At 73.0% G+C, this 21,048-nt stretch carries 14 protein-coding genes; 6 read left to right on the top strand and 8 right to left on the bottom strand.

Features of this window, described 5'->3' with window-relative positions:
• The first annotated feature begins 71 nt into the window (after nt 1–71).
• Both ACZ6JS_RS05075 and ACZ6JS_RS05070 read left to right on the top strand, forming a co-directional pair.
• Nucleotides 72–3,395, top strand: a complete 3,324-nt coding sequence (locus ACZ6JS_RS05075; RefSeq protein ID WP_469295850.1) for a S8 family serine peptidase — start codon at nt 72–74, stop codon at nt 3,393–3,395.
• Nucleotides 3,396–3,903: 508 nt separating this feature from the next.
• Nucleotides 3,904–4,932 (top strand): aspartate-semialdehyde dehydrogenase, encoded by a 1,029-nt coding sequence (locus ACZ6JS_RS05070; protein ID WP_469295848.1) that lies wholly within the window; start codon nt 3,904–3,906, stop codon nt 4,930–4,932.
• 56 nt (nt 4,933–4,988) lie between these two features.
• Here the strand turns inward: ACZ6JS_RS05070 and ACZ6JS_RS05065 are convergent, their stop codons facing one another.
• A complete protein-coding gene (locus ACZ6JS_RS05065; protein WP_469295846.1) occupies nt 4,989–5,489 on the bottom strand; it encodes a DUF1203 domain-containing protein in 501 nt (166 codons plus the stop codon).
• A gap of 139 nt (nt 5,490–5,628) precedes the next feature.
• Here ACZ6JS_RS05065 and pepN point away from each other — a divergent pair, with 139 nt between their 5' ends.
• The gene (gene pepN / locus ACZ6JS_RS05060) at nt 5,629–8,226 is read left to right on the top strand and encodes an aminopeptidase N (protein WP_469295844.1); all 2,598 of its coding nucleotides are present in this window, start codon (nt 5,629–5,631) and stop codon (nt 8,224–8,226) included.
• Between the two features lie 295 nt (nt 8,227–8,521).
• Here pepN and ACZ6JS_RS05055 read toward each other — a convergent pair whose 3' ends face one another.
• Genes ACZ6JS_RS05055 through ACZ6JS_RS05040 form a run of 4 tightly spaced genes read right to left on the bottom strand, consistent with a single transcriptional unit; the run spans nt 8,522 to nt 12,741 of the window.
• Nucleotides 8,522–9,421, bottom strand: coding sequence for a LysR family transcriptional regulator (locus ACZ6JS_RS05055; RefSeq protein ID WP_469295842.1), 900 nt, complete (start codon nt 9,419–9,421; stop codon nt 8,522–8,524).
• A 10-nt stretch (nt 9,422–9,431) separates the two neighbouring features.
• Nucleotides 9,432–10,361 (bottom strand): DMT family transporter, encoded by a 930-nt coding sequence (locus tag ACZ6JS_RS05050; protein WP_469295840.1) that lies wholly within the window; start codon nt 10,359–10,361, stop codon nt 9,432–9,434.
• Between the two features lie 44 nt (nt 10,362–10,405).
• Nucleotides 10,406–11,338 carry an EamA family transporter gene (locus tag ACZ6JS_RS05045; protein WP_469295839.1) on the bottom strand — a complete coding sequence of 311 codons (933 nt, stop codon included), beginning with the start codon at nt 11,336–11,338 and terminating at the stop codon, nt 10,406–10,408.
• Nucleotides 11,339–11,388: 50 nt separating this feature from the next.
• Nucleotides 11,389–12,741: an MFS transporter gene (locus tag ACZ6JS_RS05040; protein ID WP_469295837.1), complete on the bottom strand. Its 1,353-nt coding sequence runs from the start codon at nt 12,739–12,741 to the stop codon at nt 11,389–11,391.
• A 106-nt stretch (nt 12,742–12,847) separates the two neighbouring features.
• Here ACZ6JS_RS05040 and ACZ6JS_RS05035 point away from each other — a divergent pair, with 106 nt between their 5' ends.
• Nucleotides 12,848–13,339, top strand: coding sequence for a MarR family winged helix-turn-helix transcriptional regulator (locus ACZ6JS_RS05035; RefSeq protein WP_030819106.1), 492 nt, complete (start codon nt 12,848–12,850; stop codon nt 13,337–13,339).
• Nucleotides 13,340–13,449: 110 nt separating this feature from the next.
• On the opposite strand, the gene ACZ6JS_RS05030 is transcribed toward ACZ6JS_RS05035, so the two are convergent.
• Both ACZ6JS_RS05030 and ACZ6JS_RS05025 read right to left on the bottom strand, forming a co-directional pair.
• The gene (locus tag ACZ6JS_RS05030; protein WP_392577722.1) at nt 13,450–13,692 is read right to left on the bottom strand and encodes a hypothetical protein; all 243 of its coding nucleotides are present in this window, start codon (nt 13,690–13,692) and stop codon (nt 13,450–13,452) included.
• 20 nt (nt 13,693–13,712) lie between these two features.
• Nucleotides 13,713–15,707, bottom strand: coding sequence for a 4-alpha-glucanotransferase (locus ACZ6JS_RS05025; RefSeq protein WP_469295835.1), 1,995 nt, complete (start codon nt 15,705–15,707; stop codon nt 13,713–13,715).
• A 231-nt stretch (nt 15,708–15,938) separates the two neighbouring features.
• On the opposite strand from ACZ6JS_RS05025, the gene ACZ6JS_RS05020 reads away from it, so the two are divergent.
• Nucleotides 15,939–18,965, top strand: a complete 3,027-nt coding sequence (locus ACZ6JS_RS05020; protein WP_469295833.1) for a beta-N-acetylglucosaminidase domain-containing protein — start codon at nt 15,939–15,941, stop codon at nt 18,963–18,965.
• A 149-nt stretch (nt 18,966–19,114) separates the two neighbouring features.
• Here ACZ6JS_RS05020 and ACZ6JS_RS05015 read toward each other — a convergent pair whose 3' ends face one another.
• A complete protein-coding gene (locus ACZ6JS_RS05015) occupies nt 19,115–19,657 on the bottom strand; it encodes an HNH endonuclease (RefSeq protein ID WP_030840658.1) in 543 nt (180 codons plus the stop codon).
• A gap of 287 nt (nt 19,658–19,944) precedes the next feature.
• Between ACZ6JS_RS05015 and ACZ6JS_RS05010 the strand changes: the two genes are divergently transcribed.
• Nucleotides 19,945–21,027 (top strand): mechanosensitive ion channel family protein, encoded by a 1,083-nt coding sequence (locus ACZ6JS_RS05010; RefSeq protein WP_469295831.1) that lies wholly within the window; start codon nt 19,945–19,947, stop codon nt 21,025–21,027.
• Nucleotides 21,028–21,048: the final 21 nt, after the last annotated feature.

Here is a 21,048-nt window from a genome sequence, read left to right as displayed (position 1 = left end):
CGGTTGCGCAAAGCTGACCGGTCATCCGGCACCGAAATCCGGACCGTATCTTTCACTTACCAGGGATGCTGATGACCCTCGAATCCCCCAGCTCCATACCCGGGGCCAGACGCGCCGTGCGCGTCGCGGCCGCGGCCGGCCTGGTCGCCGCCCTCGTGACGGGCGGCGCCGTGCCGGCCTTCGCGGCGACCGGAGCCGACACCCCGGGCACCTCGCCGGCGGTCAAGTCCGCCGACCAGAAGCTCGGTTCGGCCGACGTCGAGCTCCTCCAAGAGGCCAAGGCCAAGGGTGACGCGAACGTCACCGTCATGGTCGCGACCGCCCCCGGCCAGACCAAGCAGGTCGCCGACCAGCTGGACTCCGTCCAGGGCGCCTCGGTCGGCCGGACGTACGACAACCTCGGTTACGTGCGCGCCACCCTGCCGACCGGTCAGGCGGAGGCCGCGCTGAAGGCGGCCGCCAAGCTGTCCTCGGTGCACGGCATCGACCTGCGCCACGAGATCCAGCTGCCGGACCCGCGGCCGGACTCCGGCCGGGAGACCGGCACGGTCAAGAAGACCGCGGCCGAGACGTACGCGGCGCCGGACAAGAACACCCCGGCGAAGAACCCGTACAACCCGTCCTTCGAGACCGGTGCGGTCGACTTCGTCGCGAAGAACCCGCAGGCCGACGGCCGCGGCGTGACCATCGGCATCATGGACTCGGGTGTCGACCTCGGCCACCCCGCCCTGCAGAAGACCACCACCGGCGAGCGCAAGATCGTCGACTGGGTCACGGCCACCGACCCGATCACGGACAACGACGGGACCTGGCGCGCCCAGATCACCCCGGTCTCCTCCGCGGGCGGCTCCTTCACCGCGGGCGGCCAGAGCTGGAAGGCGCCCGAGGGCAGCTTCCAGTGGAGCCGGTTCAGCGAGTCGATCACCGCCACCGGCGACATGGCGGGCGACGTGAACCGCGACGGGGACACCACCGACCGGTTCGGCATGCTGTACGACGCGGCCGCCGGCACCGTCCGCGTGGACACCGACCAGGACGGCGACTTCACCGACAACGAGCCGATGAAGCCGTACAAGGACGGCTACCAGATCGGCTACTTCGGCACGGACAACCCGGCGACCGAGGTCGCCGAGCGGATCCCGTTCGTGATCGAGATCCGCAAGGACGTCCCGATGGACCCGCTCGGCGGGGACTGGGTCGGCAAGAAGGCCGACTTCGTCAACATCGGCATCATCGAGTCCGAGCACGGCACGCACGTAGCCGGCATCACCGCCGCCAACAGCCTCTTCGGCGGCCAGATGAACGGTGAGGCGCCCGGCGCCAAGCTCGTCTCCTCGCGCGCCTGCTCCTGGTCCGGCGGCTGCACCAACATCGCGCTGACCGAGGGCATGATCGACCTCGTCGTCAACCGCGGCGTGGACATCGTCAACATGTCGATCGGCGGCCTGCCGGCGCTGAACGACGGCAACAACGCGCGCGCCGAGCTCTACCGCAACCTCGTCGACACCTACGGGGTCCAGCTGGTCATCTCGGCCGGCAACTCCGGCCCGGGTGTGAACACCATCGGCGACCCGGCCCTCGCGGACAAGGTCATCTCCGTGGGCGCCTCGGTCTCGAAGGAGACGTGGGCCGCCAACTACGGCTCCGGCGTGAGCACGAAGTACAACATGTTCCCCTTCTCCTCGCGCGGTCCGCGTGAGGACGGCGGCTTCACGCCGACCATCAGCGCCCCCGGCGCGGCCATCAACACCATCCAGACCTGGCTGCCCGGCGCGCCGGTGAAGGAGGCCGGCTACACCCTGCCGGCCGGTTACGGCATGCTCCAGGGCACCTCGATGGCCTCCCCGCAGGCGGCGGGCGCGAGCGCCCTGCTGATCTCGGCCGCGAAGCAGCAGAACATCAAGCTGACCCCGGCCTCCCTGCGGGTCGCGCTCACCAGCTCCGCGAAGAAGATCGAAAACGTCCCGGCGCACGCGCAGGGTTCGGGTCTGATCGACGTGAACGGCGCGTGGGAGTCCATCCAGCGCGACGCGAAGGCCAACGAGTTCACCGTCAAGGCGCCGGTCGACACCGCGATCGACCAGTTCCTGAAGACCCCGGGCTTCGGCACCGGCCTGTACGACCGCGAGGGCGGCCTCAAGGTCGGCCAGAAGAAGGTCTACAACGTCGTCGTCACCCGCACCACGGGCGTCAAGTACGGCACGCGGCACGACCTGAGCTGGCGCAACAACGACGGCACCTTCAAGGTCGTCGGCGGCTACGACTACGTCACCCTGCCGCTGAACAAGCCCGTCACCATCAAGGTCGAGGCCAACGCCAAGACGGCCGGCGTCCACAGCGGCATCCTGCAGCTGGACGACGAGACGACCGAGGGCATCGACAAGCAGATCCTGACGACCGTCGTGGCTTCCGCCCCCCTGGCCGCGCCGGCGTTCTCCCTGTCGCAGTCCTCCACCGTGCAGCGCAACTCGCACAAGTCGTACTTCGTGACCGTGCCGCCGGGCGCCAAGAGCCTGGAGGTCGCGCTCAGCGGTCTCGCGGCGGGCGCCCAGACGCGCTTCATCGCGATCCACCCGTACGGCGTGCCGGTCGACCCGACGGCCACGACCAACTGCTACCCGAACTACGACAACCCGGCCAACACCTGCCGCCCCGACGTGCGCTCGTACCCCGAGCCGACGCCGGGCGTCTGGGAGATCGAGGTCGAGGCCCGTCGTACGTCTGCGGTCCTGGACAACCCGTTCAAGCTGGACGTCTCCGTGCTCGGCGCGGCCTTCGACCCCGCGGTCAAGGTCCTGCCCGAGGTGAAGCAGGGCACCCCGGCCCCGGTCCAGTGGAGCGTCAAGAACGGCGGCGCGGCCATCACCGGCGGCAAGCTCAAGGGCGGCCCGCTCGGCTCCGCGAAGGTCGCCAAGCCGACCATCGCCAACGGTGAGACCCACACCACCGAGATCGCCGTGCCCGCGGGCACCTCGCGCCTCGACGTCGCGATCGGCAAGGTGTCCGACACCGCCGCCGACCTCGACCTCGAGGTCTACAAGGACGGCGTCAAGGTCGGCTCCGCGGCCGACGGCGACTCCGAGGAGGCCGTGAGCCTGGTGAACCCGGCCGCGGGCACCTACACCGTCAAGGTGATCGGCTACGCGGTCCCGTCCGGCTCCACCACGTACGACTACCGCGACGTGTTCTTCTCGGCCGCCCTGGGCTCCGTCCAGGTCGACGAGGCCGCCGCGGTGAACCTCGCCACCGGCGCCACCGCGCAGGTCTCGGCGAACGTCCTGGTCACCAGCGCGGCCCCCGAGGGCCGTCAGTTCTTCGGCCAGGTCGAGCTGCTCAACGCCCGCGGCACCGCCGCCGGCACCGGCAGCGTGCAGATCGAGAAGGTCCTCCCGTAGCACCTTCCGCAGGAAGACCCGAGGGGGCGGCGCTCTGACGAGCACCGCCCCCTCGGGCCGTTCCCCCGGCTTCTGCCACCCGCCGAGCGAGCGCGGCGACTCGGCGAAGGCGCTCGGGGGTCCTTGATGCCCGCCCCGGTGAAGGTGCCGCCGGCCGGGTGGCCGACGCCGTGGTCGGCGGCTTCCGCGACGGCCGCGAGCGCCGGTGGGGACCGGCGTCGACGACTGTTGCGGCGAATGGCACGCACGGTGGATCTCCCCGAGGTATGTTGCGATCAGCAGTCGATCATGTCCGCATAGCGGTCATGATCGACCGGACGGCAAGAGGCCCCCACCAGGCAAAACGGTCGTTCCGGGGCCGTGGGACACGGCCGCCGTGCACTCGTCATGGGTGTTCACATTCAGAACACCGTCCGTTCCTCGGACAATAAATTGGACAAGGCGCGTGGGGTCGAACGCATGATGGCTCCACGCGCGCCCGCGTCGTACCGCAGCAGAAGGAGTCACCGTGAGGGTCGGAATCGTCGGAGCCACCGGACAGGTCGGCGCAGTCATGCGCAGCATCCTCGCCGAGCGCAAGTTCCCGGTGGACGAGCTGCGCCTGTTCGCCTCGGCCCGGTCCGCCGGCTCGACGATCGAGTGGGAGGGCCGCGAGATCACCATCGAGGACGCCTCGGCCGCCGACTACTCCGGCCTGGACATCGTGCTCTTCTCCGCGGGCGGCGCCACCTCGAAGGCCCTCGCCGAGAAGGTCGCCTCGCAGGGCGCCGTCGTCATCGACAACTCCTCCGCCTGGCGCAAGGACCCCGAGGTCCCCCTCGTCGTCTCCGAGGTCAACCCGCACGCGATCAGGAACCGCCCCAAGGGCATCATCGCGAACCCGAACTGCACCACCATGGCGGCCATGCCGGTGCTGCGCCCGCTCCACGACGAGGCCGGCCTGACCTCGCTGGTCGCCACCACCTACCAGGCCGTCTCCGGCTCCGGCCTGGCCGGCGTCGCCGAGCTCGACGGCCAGGTCAAGGCCGTCTCCGAGGGCGCGACCGCGCTGGTCCACGACGGCGGTGCCGTCGACTTCCCTGAGCCGGGCGTCTACAAGCGTCCGATCGCCTTCAACGTGCTCCCGCTCGCGGGCTCGATCGTCGAGGACGGCTCCTTCGAGACCGACGAGGAGCAGAAGCTCCGCAACGAGTCCCGCAAGATCCTCGAGATCCCGGAGCTCAAGGTCTCGGGCACCTGCGTGCGCGTACCGGTCTTCTCCGGGCACTCCCTCCAGATCAACGCCCGCTTCGACCGCCCGATCAGCGTCGAGCGCGCCTACGAGCTGCTCAAGGACGCCGCGGGCGTGGAGCTCTCCGAGATCCCGACCCCCCTCCAGGCCGCCGGCAAGGACGCGTCGTACGTGGGCCGCATCCGCGTCGACGAGACGGTGGACAACGGCCTGGCGCTGTTCGTGTCGAACGACAACCTCCGCAAGGGCGCAGCGCTGAACGCGGTCCAGATCGCGGAGCTCGTGGCCGAGGAACTGCGCGGCTGACCCCGCACCGGACGGGAAGGAGGGCGGGCGCCGCACGGCGCCCGCCCTCCTGCGTGTCAGGGCCTGCGCACCTCGAACAGGAAGCAGCCGAACTCGGCGGCTCGGACGTGGACGAGGGCCACCGCGGGATCGGCGAAAGCCTCGGCGAGGGCATGCTCGATCACCCCGTCGGGATCCTCCCCGAGGTCCAGGACCCGCCCGCCGAGGATGTGCCCGCGAGCGTCGTACCGCCGGGCAGTGCGCCGCGCCCCCGCCCGGGCGAAGGGGTGTCCGCCGCCCCCCGCGGGTCCCCCGCACTCCTCGGCGTGGACGAAGACGGGCCCCTGCTCGTCGTAGGCGCCGGGATCGGCCCCGGTCCGGGCCGCCCACCGGCGCAGCGGCGCGTAGGAGACGAGCGCGATCCGCTCCCCCGCCGCACTGGTGCGCAGGCAGCATCGCAGCGGCGCCCCGCCCTCCACGTCGGTGTAGGGGACGACGCTGCGTCCCGCGTCGTCGCGCACGCGGAGCTGCCGGAGCGCCGCCTCCTCGATGGGCCTCGCCCGGTGTCTGCTGCTCATGCCCACCAGCCTGCAGCGGACGCGCGCCGCCGTCCGGCGGGTTTACGACCTCGCGTTCGCCCGTGGATTACTCCGACGCGGCGGCCCTGCCCCCGTGGAAGGATGGCGGGGCAACGTCACCATCGAAGGAGATGACCGCGTGCCAGGCACGAACCTCACCCGTGAAGAGGCGCAGCAGCGTGCGAAGCTGCTCACCGTCGACTCGTACGAGATCGAACTCGATCTCAGCGGTGCGCAGGAGGGCGGCACCTACCCGTCCGTGACCACCGTGCGCTTCCAGTCGGCCGAGGCCGGGGCGGAGACCTTCATCGACCTGGTCGCCCCGGCGGTGCACGAGGTCGTCCTCAACGGCAAGTCGCTCGACGTCGCGGCCGTCTTCCGCGACTCCCGGATCGCCCTGGCGCACCTCGCGGCCGGGGCCAACGAGCTGCGGGTCGTCGCGGACTGCGCGTACACCAACACCGGTGAGGGCCTCCACCGCTTCGTCGACCCGGTCGACCAGCAGGCGTACCTCTACACCCAGTTCGAGGTGCCGGACGCGCGGCGGGTCTTCGCCAGCTTCGAGCAGCCCGACCTGAAGGCCACGTTCCAGTTCACTGTGACGGCCCCCGAAGGCTGGACGGTCATCTCGAACTCCCCGACGCCTGCGCCGGCGGACGTCAAGGACAACGTCTGGCGTTTCGAGCCGACCCCGCGCATCTCCTCGTACATCACGGCGCTCATCGTCGGCCCGTACCACGCGGTGCACAGTTCCTACGAGGGCAAGGACGGCCAGTCCGTGCCGCTCGGCATCTACTGCCGTCCCTCGCTCGCCGAGTTCCTCGACGCGGACGCGATCTTCGACGTGACCCGGCAGGGCTTCGACTGGTTCCAGGAGAAGTTCGCCTACGACTACCCGTTCGCCAAGTACGACCAGCTCTTCGTACCGGAGTTCAACGCGGGCGCGATGGAGAACGCGGGCGCGGTCACCATCCGCGACCAGTACGTCTTCCGCTCGAAGGTGACGGACGCGGCGTACGAGGTGCGCGCGGAGACCATCCTGCACGAGCTCGCCCACATGTGGTTCGGCGACCTCGTCACGATGGAGTGGTGGAACGACCTCTGGCTGAACGAGTCGTTCGCCACGTACACCTCGATCGCGTGCCAGGCGTACGCGGAGGGCTCGAAGTGGCCGCACGCGTGGACCACGTTCGCCAACTCCATGAAGACGTGGGCGTACCGGCAGGACCAGCTGCCGTCCACCCACCCGATCATGGCGGACATCCGCGACCTCGACGACGTCATGGTCAACTTCGACGGCATCACGTACGCCAAGGGCGCCTCGGTGCTCAAGCAGCTCGTCGCCTACGTCGGCATGGACGCCTTCTTCAAGGGCGTGCAGGCCTACTTCAAGGCGCACGCCTTCGGCAACACGCGCCTGTCGGACCTGCTGGGCGCGCTGGAGGAGACCTCGGGCCGCGACCTGACCGCCTGGTCGAAGGCGTGGCTGGAGACGGCCGGCATCAACGTCCTGCGCCCGGAGGTCAGCACCGACGCGAACGGTGTGATCACCGCCTTCGGCATCCGCCAGGAGGCGCCCGCGCTGCCCGCCGGGGCGAAGGGCGAGTCCACGCTGCGCCCGCACCGCATCGCCGTGGGCCTGTACGAGCTCCAGGACGGCGCGCTCGTGCGCACCGACCGGATCGAGCTGGACATCGACGGCGCGCTGACCACGGTGCCGGAGCTGGTGGGCCGCGCCCGCCCGGCGGTCTTCCTGCTGAACGACGACGACCTGTCGTACGCGAAGGTCCGCCTGGACGAGGAGTCCCTCGCCGCGGTCACCGCGCACATCGGCGACTTCGCGGAGTCCCTGCCGCGCGCCCTGTGCTGGGCGTCGGCCTGGGACATGACGCGTGACGGGGAGCTCGCCACCCGCGACTACCTGTCGCTGGTGCTGTCGGGCATCGGCAAGGAGTCCGACATCGGCGTCGTCCAGTCGCTGCACCGGCAGGTGAAGCTGGCCATCGACCTGTACGCCGACCCGGCGTGGCGGGAGGAGGGCCTGGCGGCCTGGACCGAGGCCACCCTGGAACACCTGCGTGCGGCGGAGCCGGCCGGAGACCACCAGCTGGCGTGGGCGCGGGCCTTCGCGGCCACCGCGCGCACCGAAGGGCAGCTGACGTACCTGTCGGCGCTGCTGGACGGCTCGGCCGAGATCGAGGGCCTGGCCGTCGACACCGAGCTGCGGTGGGCGTTCCTGGAGCGGCTCGCCGCGACGGGCGCCGCGGACGAGACGGCGATCGCGGCGGAGCTGGAGCGGGACGCGACGGCGGCCGGCGAACGCCACGCGGCGACCGCCCGGGCGGCCCGCCCGACGGCGGAGGCCAAGGCCGCGGCGTGGGCGTCGGTGGTGGAGTCCGGCGACCTGCCGAACGCGGTGCAGGAGGCCGTGATCGGCGGCTTCGTCCAGACCGACCAGCGCGAGCTGCTGGCCCCGTACACCGCGAAGTTCTTCGCGGCGGTGAAGGAGGTCTGGGAGACCCGCAGCCACGAGATCGCCCAGCAGATCGCGGTGGGCCTGTACCCGGCGCTCCAGGTCTCGCAGGAGACCCTGGACGCGACGGACGCCTGGCTGGCCTCGGCCGAGCCGAACGCCGCGCTGCGGCGTCTGGTGTCGGAGTCCCGGGCGGGCGTCGAACGCGCCCTGAAGGCCCAGGCCGCCGACGCCGCTGCCGCTGCCGCTGCCGCTCAGGTGTAAGGGCCCGGGCTCTGCCGCACCCGCGGGGGGCGAAGGCCTTCCCGCGGGTGCGGCGGCGTAGCGGGGGCCCCGCACCCCGCGGCCCCCACGCCGCCATGGGCGGCGCGGCGTGGATGACCCGGGCACCGCCCCGGAGGGGGGCCTCGAACTCCACAGCCCTCGCTGGAAGGTGCCCCGGGCGGGTGGGACGGCCAGCCCGCCGGCGTTCGTGGAGCGGGGTCCGGGGGCCGCGGCTTCGGAGAACCGGGGGGCGGGGCGGGGAGACGGCTCCGCGCAGCGGCGGCCCGCAGCCCCGTCAGGGCCGGGCGGCGACGGTGCGCAGGGCCGTGAGGACGTGGGCCACCGCGGGAGCGGACTCGGCGCCGCGGCGGACCGCGGCGATCACGTGCCGCGTCGGCCGGTCCCGCGACAGCACCCGGACCGCCACGCCGGACGCCCGGCTCGACACCATCCTCGGGACCAGGGCCACGCCCATGCCCGCCTCGACCATGGCCAGGATCGCCGTCCACCCCGACGCCGAGTGGGCCTGTTCGGGGACGAAGCCCGCCGCCTCGCAGGCGCCCCGGGCGATCTCCGACCACGGGCCGCTGCCCCCGTAGATCCACGGGTCCCCGGACAGGTCCGCCAGCCGCAGGTCCGCCGTGTCCCGCAGGGGGTGCGCGGGCGGGAGCGCCACGTCCAGCGGGTCCTCCATCAGCGTGACCCGGGTGAACCTCCGGTCCCGCGCGGTCGGCGCGTGGGCCGCCAGCGACAGCGCGAGGTCCACGCCTCCGGCCGACAGGAGCTCGTACGACTCCGCGGCCTCGGTCTCCCGGATCCGGACCTCGACCCCCGGGTGGGTCTTGCGCAGTTCGGCCACCGCCGGGACCACCAGGGCGGGCACGGCGGTGGAGAACGCGCCGACCCGTACCTTCCCCGCGTCCCCGGCGAGGTAGCCCGCCAGTTCCGCGTCGGCCCGCTCCAGCTGCGCGAAAACCTCCTCCGCGTGCCGCAGGACGAGGTGGGCGGCGTCGGTGAGGCGGACTCGGCGGCCCTGTGCCTCCAGCAGGGCCACGCCGAGCTGCCGGGCGAGGTTCGTCAGCTGCTGCGAAACGGCCGAGGGCGTCATGTGCAGCGCCTCGGCCGTCGCGGTCACGGTCCCGCGTTCGGCGAGGGTCCGCAGGATCCGCAGCTTCTTGATGTCCCACTCGGTCATGGGGCCGAACCTACCGCCGGGCACTTCCCAGCCCGACCCCGCCGAGGATCAGCGCCATGCAGAGCAGCTGGGCCGGTCCCGTCGGCTCGCCCAGCAGCAGGAGGCCGAGCCCTGCCACGCACACCGGCTGGAGGTAGTAGACGACTCCCGCGCGGGCCGCCCCGATGATCGAGACGGCTCTGTTCCAGGCGAAGAAGGCGACGGCGGAGGAGAACACTCCGACGTACAGCAGCGGTCCGACCGTGCCGGCCGTCGTCTCGAAGCCGCCCTGGACGTGGAGGGAGACGGCGTAGGCCGGGGCCAGCATCAGCGCGCCGAGCACGAAGGTGGTGATCAGGAAGGCCAGTCCGCCGAGTTCGGCGGGCTTGCGCCTGAGCAGGGCGCTGTACGTGGCGAAGGAGAGGGCAGCGGCGAACATCCACAGGTCGCCGGCGCCGAAGTCGAAGCCGATCGAGCCGTCCCCGACGAGCAGCAGCACGCCGAAGGCGGCGAGCAGCATTCCGCAGGTGCGGCGGGCGCCCAGGCGTTCGCCGCCGAGGCGGGCGTACAGCGCCATGATCACGGGCGAGGCGGCCATGATCATGCCCATGTTGGAGGCCGAGGTGGTCAGTCCTGCCTGGTGCACGAGCGTGTTGTAGAGGGCGACGCCGAACAGCGACGCGAGCGCGGTGTGGCCCAGATGGCGGCGGATCAGGGTCCGCTGCTGCCAGGCCTGGCGGGCGGCGAAGGGGGCGACGGCGAGCAGGGCGATGATCCATCGCCAGAAGACCGCCTGGACGGGCGGGACGGTCTCGGCCATGCCGCGGGTGGCGACGAAGCTGCCGGACCAGACGACCGTCGCGAGCAGGGCGAGGAGTACGCCCAACCCGGCAGCACCTTTCTTGCCGGTGCTGCCGGGTTCGGCGTGCGAAACGGTGCGGACGCGGTCCCTGACGGCCACGGTGCGTCTCCCCCTCGGGGTCGGTCGGACGGATGTCGAGGGACCTACGGTCGCACCCGCCCATCGGTCAGGTCCATCGAAATGTTTCGATCGCTCTCTTCAGTAGAACTGAACGGTTTGGGGGGTCGGGCGGCTGCCAGCTGTCCGGCGACGGTGGCTGCGAAGGCGAGCGCCATGCCCCCGAGCTGTACGGGGGTGAGCGCCTGTCCGAGGGCCGCCCAGCCGATGACGGCCGCGGTGAGCGGGGAGAGCGGTCCGAGGAGGGTGACCGACGTCGCGCCGAGCTGCCCGATGCCGCGGAACCAGAGCCAGTAGGCGATGCCGGTGTTGATCAGCATCATGTAGCCGTAGCCGAGGAGGGCCTCGCCGTCGAGGGCGGGCGGTGCGCCCTCGACGAGGGCGGCCACCGGGATGATGACGAGGCCGCCGGCCGTGAGCTGCCAGCCGGTCATGGCCAGCGGTCCGACGCCCTCGGGCCGGCCCCAGCGCTTGGTCATCACGGTGCCCGCGGCCATGGAGGCTGAGGAGACCACGCCGGCGACGACACCGACCAGGTCGAGTGCCGCCTCGGCCCTGAGGACGACCATGCTCACGCCGAACGCCCCCACGACGGCGGTCAGCACGGTACGCAGGCTCGCGCGTTCCCCGAGGACGAGGGCGGCGAGGCCCACGACGAACAGGGGGCCGGCGGAGCCGAGTACGGCCGCGACCCCGCCGGGCAGCCGGTAGGCGGAGAGGAACAGCAGCGGGAAGAAGGCGCCGATGTTGAGGGCCCCGAGGACGGCGGACTTCCACCACCATTCGCCCTTGGGCAGGGTGCGGGCCAGCACGGTGAGCAGCAGGCCTGCGGGGAGGGCCCGCATGACGCCGGTGAAGAGCGGGCGGTCGGGCGGCAGCAGCTCGGAGGCGACGGCGTAGGTCGAGCCCCAGGAGACGGGGGCGAGGGCGGTCAGGGCGACGGTGGCGAGACGCTTCACGGCGGGTGGCTCCTCGTACGGGTGAGGAAGGGCGGGAGCGGGCCTGGTGTTCAGGCGGCCGCGGTGGCCGGACGACGGTCGGCTGCGTCCCCGGCCGGGGCGGCTCCGGCGACCGCGGCCGGGGCGGCTCCGGCGACCGCGGCCGGAGGCTCGGCGTGCACGGCTTCGGCCGGCAGGTGCCGCTCCAGCCGCAGCAGTGCCAGGGCGGCGCCGAGCGCGGCGACGGTGAGGACGGCCCACGGCAGGCGGCCGTCCACGGCGAGCAGGGCGGTGAAGAGGGAGGGGGCGAGGGCGCCGGCCAGCGAGTAGGACAGCTGGTAGGTGGCCAGGTAGCGGCCGCGGACCGGCTCGGGGGCGGCGGAGACCGACAGGGCGCCTCCGGAGGGGCTGTGCACCAGCTCGCCGACGGTGTAGACGACGACGATGACGAGTAGGGCGGCCAGGGTCGCGCCCTGGCCGGGGCGCAGCGTGCCGAGCACGATCTGTCCGGCGAAGGCGGCGGCGAAGAGCACCGCACCGAGGGCGGCGGAGCGGGTGCGGCGGGCGCCGGAGCGGCGGACGCGGCCCGCGACCAGCACGCCGATCCCGGCGCACAGGGCGGTGTTGAGGGTGAAGGCCGCGCCGGTGAGGGAGTCGGGAGCCTTCAGCCAGGTGGAGAGGTAGAGCGGGAAGAGGACGGAGAGGGCGCAGTAGCCCAGCGCGGTGAGGAAGTTGGCGGCGGTGAGCGCGAGGAAGGGGCGGTCGCGCAGGACCGTCCGGTAGCCGGCGTCCGGCCGCCCGGCGGTGGCGGCTCGGGTCTCCCGGGCCGGGACCGGGCGGACCCGGCTGACGAGCAGTCCGGCGAGCGCGAAGGCCAGCGAGTTGGCCCAGGCGGTGTGGCTGAACGCGCCGGTGCCCCACAGCGCGAGCACTCCGGAGACGAGGAGGGCGCCCGCGCCCATGCCGGCGTTCTGCAGGGCCCGGGTGGAGGCCTGGAGCCGGTCGCGCGCGGCGCCCCGCGCCACCTCCCCGATCAGGGACTGCTGCACGACGGAGAAGGAGCGGTCGGCGAGCGCGGTGACGAGGGCGACGGCAGCGAAGGCGGCCGGCGAGCTCGCGAAGGGGTAGAGGGCGAAGCCGAGCGCCCGGATCCCGTAGAGCAGCAGATTCACCCGCTTGGCGCCGAACCGGTCGACGGCCGAGCCGGCCAGGGGCATGAGAACCAGCCCGGCCAGGCCGGTGACCGTCATGACCAGGCCGACAAGGGTGAAGGAGAGGCCGGTGACGTGGTGGAAGAAGACGAGCGAGAAGGGGACGTACATGCCGATCCCGATCGCGCTGATTCCGATGCCGAGGAGCAGCGACCGCTCCCCCGCGACCTTCGCCTCCCCGGCCTTGGACGTCCTGCCCCTGAACCCCGCCATGACGGCCCCTCCCCGATTCGGTTGCTGACAAGTAGCTTACCGCTAAGCTACTTTCCGTCAAGCAACTTTCTTGCGAACGATCCGGGCGAACCGGAATACTGCGCTCATGAGTGAGGACAAGGACGCCGTCGACGCGATCACGGCCCAGTGGTTCGCCGTGCGCCCCGAGCTGGACACGGCCCCCATGGCCGTCTTCGGACGCATCTACCGGATCGCCAAGGCCATGGGCGACGCCATGGAGGAGCGCTACCAGCGCTTCGGCATCTCGCGGGGGGAGTTCGACGTCGTCGGCACGCTGCGCCGTTCGGGTGCCCCGTACACGCTCTCGCCCCGCCAGCTCTCGGCGACGCTCATGCTCACCACGGGCGGCATGACGGGGCGGCTGGACAAGCTGGAAAAGGCCGGGCTGCTGTGCCGCAAGCCCGATCCGCACGACCGGCGGGGGCTCCAGGTGACGATCACCGACCGCGGCCTGGCGCTCGTCGACGAGGCCGTCACCGCCGGCCTGGAGGTACAGCGCGCCGCGCTCACCGGGCTGACCGACGAGGAGGTCGCCCAGCTCACCGGCCTGCTCCGCAAACTGCTGGCCGGGGTCTGAGGACATGACGAGGCGCCAGGGGTCGACGCACGGCCGATGCGGATCGGCGGTGCGGACCCCCGGCGCCCGGGAAGGTCACACGGCTCCGGCCCCCGCGGGGCCGGAGCGGGTCAGGCGTGCTTCTTCTTCGGCCTGTCCGACTTGTCGAGGGCCATGACGAGACCCACGATGACCAGGAAGATGACGATCGGCAGGGCCACGTACAGGCCGAGCGTCTCGCCGATGCTCAGACCCGGGCCCGGGTCGTCGCCGTCGTCGCGGGTCAGCGCGAGAGCGGGAGACGTCATCAGCAGCATCATCAGCGTCGTTCCGGCCGAGACGGCGCCGGCGCGCAGAGCGTTCTTCTTGTCCACGGTGCAAACGTAGCGAACACCTAAACGCCACGCGCGTCCGGGGGTGCCGTACGAGGACCCGCCCCTTCCCGCACCGCGCTGAGCAGCGCGTTCGCCCGGGGCGAGGCCATCAGCTCCTCCAGCGTCAGCGGCCTGCCCGAGGCGTCGGCGACCGGCAGCCGCCAGTTGGGGTACTGGTCCCAGGTTCCCGGCAGGTTCTGCGGCCGCCTGTCCCCCACCGCGTCCGGCAGCCATACGCCCACCAGGCGCGCGGGGGTGCGCAGCAGGAAGGCGTACAGGGCCCGCACGGCGGCCTCCTCGCCCTTGGTGTCGAGGCCGAGCCCGTCCAGCAGGGCCAGCCACTCGGCGGTGTCGGCGGCATCGTCGGCCCGTTCGAGCTCGGCCGGACGGGTCAGCAGGCCGAGCCGGTCGCGCAGTTCCACGTGGCCGCCGGCGAGTTTGGCGGCCGTGGGCGGCAGGTCGTGGGTGGTGACGGTGGCCAGGCAGTCCGCCCTCCAGGCCTGCGGGGCGAGCGGGCTCCCGTCGCCCGACCAGTCGCGCTCGAACCACAGCACCGACGTGCCGAGCACCCCGCGCCGGGCCAGCTCCCGGCGCACGTGCGGCTCCACCGTCCCGAGGTCCTCGCCGATGACCGGGGCCCCGGCCCGGTGCGCCTCCAGCACCAGGACCGCCAGCATGGCCTCGCCGTCGTAGCCGACGTACGTGCCCTCGGCGGGCGGGGTCCCCTCCGGGATCCACCACAGCCGGAACAGGCCCATGACGTGGTCGATGCGCAGTGCGCCGGCGTACCGGAAAACCCCGCGCAGCAGCGAGCGGAAGGCGGCGTAGCCGGTGCCGGCCAGCACGTCGGGGCGCCAGGGCGGCAGCCCCCAGTCCTGGCCGCGGGCGTTGAAGGCGTCGGGCGGGGCCCCGACCGAGATCTGGCGGGCGTGGAGCGCCGGCTCGGAGGCGTCCGAACCGGCCGGGTGCACCCCGACCGCCAGATCGTGCACGATGCCGACGGCCATCCCCGCCTCGCGGGCCGCACGCTGGGCGGCGGCGAGCTGGCCGTCGGTCAGCCAGACCGTCCAGCGGTGGAAGTCCGTGCGCTCCCTCGGATCCTCGCCCATGTGCGAGGCCTGCCGGCCCGCATGGATGTCCAGTGACGGCCCTCCCTGCGCGCAGAACGCACGGTAGTCCGCTTCCCGTTCGGGGGTCCGCGGGACGGCGTACAGCAGCTCCAGGGCCTGCCGCTTGAGCGCCCAGACGGCGTCCCGGTCGATCAACGCCCCCTTCTCCAGCACCTCGTGGCGCAGTGCGGCGCCCCGGGAGGCCAGTTCCACCAGGGCTTCCCGCTCGGGGCAGTCGGCGTACTCGGGGACGTCCTCGATCCGCAGGTGGACGGGGTCGGGGAAGCGGCGCGAGGACGGCCGGTACGGCGAAGGGTCGGTCGGTGTCCCCGGCAGGGAGGCGTGCAGCGGGTTGACCTGGATGAAGTCCGCGCCGTGCGTCCGGCCGGCCCAGCACGCGAGTCCGGCGAGGTCTCCCAGGTCCCCCATGCCCCAGGACCGCTCGGACAGCAGGGAGTAGAGCTGGACGAGCAACCCGTGGGCGCGGTCGGGGGCGGCGGGGGCCCGTTCGGGAGCCACGATCAAGGTGGCCTCGGCGGTCCGCCCGTCGGGGGCTTCGGCCGTGATCCGGTGGACCCCGAGGGGAAGTCCGGGCCCCCAGGCGGACTCCTCTCCCGACTCCTCCGCGACCACCGCGACCCGGCTGCCCGCCGGGAGTCCGGCCGGGAGCGGCGGTACGGGCTCCCCCTGCCAGAGCACCACCGTCGGCGGCAGCAGCCGCCGGGCGGCCTCCTCGGCGGCCTCCTCGGCGGACACCCGGATGCTCTCGGCGTCGTCGGTGGCGACGCCGAGCAGGCCGAGGATCGTTCTGATGGCGGCCTCGGAGACCTGGACGGTGACGTCGGGGGCGGGCTGGTAGGCGGTGGCGATGCCGTGCAGGGCGGCGAGCCGGGCCAGGTCGTCCATGGACGGGCGCTCCTTCGTGCGTGCGGGCAGGAGGGGATGAGGGTGGGTCAGAAGCGTGGAGCACAAAAGCGGGACGCCGCCGGGGAACAACGCAGCCATACCCACTCGGAGGGGCCGCATTCCTGGCAGATCCGGGGCAGATCACCCACCCGCATTGACACTCCGGCCGCACGGGTGGTGGGCTCGGGCTCATTCGTACGAGTGGGGGACGTCTCGCGACGAGGAGGCTCTGTGCAGCTCAGGGGCAGGAAACGGTCGACGGCCGCCGCCATGGCGGTGATCGGGTCGCTGCTCGGCGGTGCCGTGGCGTCCGCGCCGCCCGGATTCCTCGCGGGGTCCTCCACACCGGACGGTCCGACCGCCGCACCGGGCACCTCCGGTGCGGCCGGCGCTGCCGGCGCTGCCGGTGTCGGTGCCAACGGCGCCGTCGGCCCCGTCCTCGACCCCGGCGCGGACACCCCCCGGAGCGCCGCCGAAGGGCCCGCCGTATGGCCCCGGCCGCAGTCGATGGCCGCCGATCCCGCGCGCGAGGTGCCGCTCGGCAGGGAGGCCGTGCTGGTGGCGCCGGCCGACGCCGATCCGCATGCCCTCCGGGTGGTGCGCGAGGCCCTGCGCAAGGCGGGCGTGAAGACCCTGCACGAGCCGGACCCCGGCGACCCGCTGCCCGAGCGGGGCACCGTGGTTCGGCTCCAGGACGCGGCCGCCCAGGAGGCGCTGCTGGCGCTGGGCGCCACCGCGGCCACGGACCTGCCGAACGGCGGGTACCGGCTGGCCGTGGGACGGCCCGGCGGGCGGGACACGGTCGCGCTGGCCGGCGTCGGCGAGGAGGGGCTCTTCCACGCTGCGCAGACCCTGCGCCAGCTGCTCGCCGCGGGCGGCGGGAAGGTGCCCGGCGTCCTGGTGCGCGACTGGCCGGCCGCGCCGGTGCGCGGGATCACCGAGGGCTTCTACGGGCAGCCGTGGACCGAGGAGCAGCGCCTGGCCCAGCTGGACTTCATGGGCCGCACCAAGCAGAACCGGCTGCTGATCGCGTCCGGCGACGACCAGTACCGCACGACGGGCTGGCGCGAGGACTACCCCAAGGAGCGGCAGGAGGAGTTCCGCGCGCTGGCCGAGCGGGCCCGCGCCAACCGGGTCGTGCTGGCCTGGGCGGTCACCCCGGGGCAGTCCATGTGCCTGTCGTCGGCGGGCGACAGGGCGGCGCTCGCACGCAAGCTGGACGCCATGTGGGACCTGGGCTTCCGCGCCTTCCAGGTGCAGTTCCAGGACGTCAGCTACACCGAATGGGGCTGCCGGGCGGACCTCCAGCGCTACGGCAGGGGCCCGGAGGCTGCCGCGAAGGCGCACGCGGAGGTCGCGAACGAGCTGGCCGAGCACCTGGCCTCCCGGTATCCGGGGGCGCCCGCGCTGTCGCTGCTGCCGACCGAGTACTACCAGGAGGGCGCCACCGCCTACCGGACGGCCCTGGCCCGCGGGCTGGACGCGCGGGTGGAGGTGGCCTGGACGGGCGTCGGCGTGGTGCCGCGCACGATCACGGGCCGGGAACTGGCCGGGGCGCGCTCGGCCCTGGGGCAGCAACCCCTTGTCACCATGGACAACTACCCGGTCAACGACTGGGATCCGGGCCGCATCTTCCTCGGCCCGTACGCGGGCCGCGAACCGGCGGTGGCGGGCGGCTCGGCGGCCCTGCTGTCCAACGCGATGCAACAGCCCATCCTGTCGCGCATCCCGCTCTTCACGGCGGCCGACTTCGCCTGGAACCCGCGCGGCTACCGGGCCGGCGAGTCCTGGCAGGCCGCGGTGCGCGACCTTGCGGGCTCGGACCCGCGGGAGCGCGAGGCGGTGGCGGCGCTGGCCGGGAACACCACGTCGTCCGGGCTCAGGCAGGAGGAGTCGGCGTATCTGAAGCCGCTGGTCGAGCAGTTCTGGAAGGCCCGGGCCGCGGGTGACCCGGCGGCCGGGACCGAGCTGCGCAAGGCGTTCACGGTGCTGCGCGAGGCCCCGGCCCGGCTGACCGCCCTCTCGGACGAGGCCGGCCCCTGGCTGGAGCGGCTCTCGCGCTACGGAACGGCCGGCGAACTGGCCGTGGACGTCCTGCAGGCCCAGGCCCGCGGGGACGGGGCGGCCGCCTGGCAGGCCTCCCGGGCTCTTGCCGAGGCGCGCAAGGCGCTGGCCGAGCCGGGACCCGCCCAGGTGGACAAGGCCGTTCTGGACCCCTTCCTGGAGAGGGCGGCGACGGAGGCGGACGCCTGGACCGGGGTCGCCCGCACGACCGGCACCGTGACGAAGGACGCACAGGCCTGGACGGTGCGGCTGGACTCCGTGCGCCCCGTCTCGGCGGTGACGGTGATGACGGACCCGCTACCGGCCGGTTCGCGGGGTGCCGTGGTGGAGGTCCACGTACCGGGCGAGGGCTGGCGCAAGGTCGGCGACGCGGCGGCATCGGGCTGGACCCAGATCGACACGGCGGGACTGCGGGCGGACGCGGTGCGCCTGGCCTGGGCCGGGGCCGCGCCCGTGGTGCACCAGGTGGTCCCGTGGTTCGGGGACGGCCCCCGGGCCCGCTTCGAGCTCGCGGACGGCGGCCGGACCGACGCCGAGATCGGCGGCGCCCCGCAGCGGGTCACCGCCCAGCTCTCCGCCCTGGGCCCCGGCGAGATCCGCGGGCCGCTGTCGGCGCAGCCGCCGGCGGGCATCGAGGTCCGCCTCCCGCCGACCGCGGTGGTACCGCGCGGCGGCCGGGCGTCGATACCGATGGAGGTCGTCGTCGCCCCGAACACCCCGCCGGGCACCTACCAGGTCCCGGTGGCCTTCGACGGGGAAACCCGCACCCTGACGGTGCGGGCGGTGCCCCGTACCGGCGGACCGGATCTGCTGCGCACCGCGCGGCCGACCTCCTCGGCGAACGAGACCCCCGCCTTCCCCGCCTCGGCGGCCGTCGACGGCTCCCCGAGCACCCGCTGGTCCTCACCTCCGGTGGACGGCGCGTGGTGGCAGGCGGAACTCCCGGCCCCGGCCCGGGTCGGCCGGCTGGAGCTGCACTGGCAGGACGCGTACCCGTCGGCCTACCGGGTGGAGACCTCGGCCGACGGGGTGACCTGGCGGCCGGCCGCGGCCGTCACGGCCTCCAAGGGCGGGCGCGAGTCGCTCCGGCTGGACGCTCCGGACACCCGGTTCCTGAGGGTGACGTGCGAGCGCCGCGCGACGCGCTACGGCTGCTCCCTCTGGTCGGCGGAGGCGTACGCGGTCACGCCGTAGCCCCCTGCCGGGGCTCCCGCGCGACGACGGGGCGCAGGCCGTCGCCCGGCCTGCGCCCCGTTTCCCGGGCGCCGTCCGGGACCCCGCGCCTCAAACGCCGGCGGGGCTGGTCCACAGCCGCGCCGGCGTTCGGTCCGGGCCGGGAACCGTCAGGAGGCCGCCACGCCGATCCCGATCCGCTCCAGCGCGTCCTCGGCCCCGTACGGCTGGAGGTACGGCATCCAGCGGGGATCCCGGTGGCCGGTGCCGATGATCCGCCAGGCGAGGCCCGAGGGAGGGGCCGGCTGATGGCGCAGGCGCCAGCCCAGTTCCAGCAGATGCCGGTCGGCCTTGACGTGGTTGCAGCGCCGGCACGCCGCGACGACGTTGTCCCAGACGTGCTGTCCGCCCCGGCTGCGCGGAATGACGTGGTCGACGCTGGTGGCGACGGCACCGCAGTACATGCAGCGGCCGCCGTCCCGCGCGAACAGGGCGCGCCGGGTGAGTGGAACGGGCCCCCGGTAGGGGACCCGCACGAAGCGCTTGAGCCGTACCACGCTGGGCGCGGGGACGACCCTTGTCGCGCTGTGCAGATAGGCGCCGGATTCCTCCAGGGAGACCGCTTTGTTCTCCAGGACGAGGACGAGCGCGCGGCGGAGCGGTACGACGCCGAGGGGCTCGTACGACGCGTTGAGGACCAGGACGTGCGGCACGGACTGCCTCCTTGTACGTCGGCGGCGCGTGGCTCGCGCCGGGACGATCTGCTCTCCAGTCTCTCCTTACGGCTGGTCGAAGCGCCACCACTCGCCCGTAACGGGTCCGAGGTGTTTTCAACCACAGTCAGTCATCCCCAGGTGAGTCTGGTCTCTCCCTCGAACACGGCACCAAGGTGAAGGGATTGCCCCGTTAGTGTGGTTGGTCTGCCCGCGCACCCGCCCCCGGACCCTGTCCGGGGGGACACCCCCGGACGGGCAGGCCGCTACATCTGGAGGTTCCTGTCGTGCCCTGGCCCGCCGCTCTGCTGCCGCTGGCAGCCGATGTCCCGGACACGCCCGCTTCGGTCAAGGAGGCGCAGGAGAGCGTCACCGAGGCCGCGAGCTTCATCGAGCAGAACTGGGCCACCTGGCTGAGCATCGGTCTGCGGATCCTGCTGATCGTCGTGATAGCCGCCGTGATCCGCTCGGCGGTCCGCAAGGCGCTGACCAAGCTCATACACCGGATGAACACCAGCGCCGAAGCGGTCGAGGGAACCGCGCTCGGCGGGCTGTTGGTCAACGCCGAGCGGCGGCGCCAGCGGTCGGAGGCGATCGGTTCCGTCCTGCGCTCGGTGGCGTCCTTCCTGATCCTCGGCACGGCCGCGCTGATGGTCCTCGCCGCCCTGAAGATCGACCTGGCCCCGCTGCTGGCCAGTGCCGGTGTGGCCGGTGTCGCCATCGGTTTCGGCGCGCGCAACCTGGTCACGGACTTCCTCTCCGGCGTCTTCATGATCATGGAGGACCAGTACGGAGTGGGTGACAAGATCGACGCCGGGGTCGCCTCGGGCGAGGTCATAGAGGTCGGGCTGCGCGTGACCAAGCTGCGCGGAGACAACGGCGAGATCTGGTACGTGCGCAACGGCGAGATCAAGCGGATCGGCAACCTCAGCCAGGGCTGGGCGACCGCGGCCGTGGACGTCCAGGTCAAGCCCTCGGAGAACCTGTCGCGGATCCGCGAGGTGGTCCAGCAGGTCGCCGACTCGATGGCGAAGGAGTCCCCCTGGGACGAGCGCCTTTGGGGTCCGGTGGAGGTGCTGGGCCTGGACGAGGTGCTGCTCGCCTCGATGACGGTGAAGGTGTCCGCGAAGACGATGCCGGGCCAGCAGTTCGCGGTGGAGCGGGAGCTGCGCTGGCGGATCAAGGAGGCCTTCGACGCCGCGGGCATCCGGATCATCGGCGGCGTGCCGGCCGCGGACGAGGAGGACGAGGCCCCGGCGGACCCGACGGCCTCCGTCGCCGCGCCGTCGGCGCTGGCGAACCCCGCCTCCCCGCAGTCCCTGGCGACCGCCCCGATCCCGCCGCCGGCCGGCCCGCGCATCACCAAGTAGCGGCCCGGCCCGCCGCCGCTG

Source organism: Streptomyces sp. NPDC046349 (genome assembly GCF_055587885.1).
The sequence above is the reverse complement of the archived record's forward strand: the minus strand, read 5'-3'. Positions and strand labels throughout refer to the sequence as shown.